Annotated in this window: 1 pseudogene; it reads right to left on the bottom strand. The window is 62.6% G+C overall.

From position 1 onward, the window contains the following. Window positions 1-5: 5 nt before the first annotated feature. Window positions 6-230: pseudogene (locus tag P9236_RS30835) on the bottom strand (cardiolipin synthase); the annotation flags it as partial.

Below are 230 nucleotides of genomic sequence, written 5' to 3'. Positions count from 1 at the left end.
CCGCCTTAGAGATAGGGTGAACCGAGCCACAATGCCCGGTCGAACAGCCTGATTAGGAACGGCCGGGCTCGCAAGGCTTCCAGCGTTACCGGCACGGCGGAGGCAATCGCCGACCCGATCCGCGCCTCGATCTCGCTGGCAAAGCCGGCATCGAGCACCTCCAAGTCGATCTCGAAATTGGGCCGCAGCGATCGGGCGTCAAGATTGGAAGATCCGACATAGGCCCACAC

It is taken from the genome of Mesorhizobium sp. WSM4884 (assembly GCF_029625675.1).
Classification (GTDB): domain Bacteria; phylum Pseudomonadota; class Alphaproteobacteria; order Rhizobiales; family Rhizobiaceae; genus Mesorhizobium.
The sequence above is the reverse complement of the archived record's forward strand: the minus strand, read 5'-3'. Positions and strand labels throughout refer to the sequence as shown.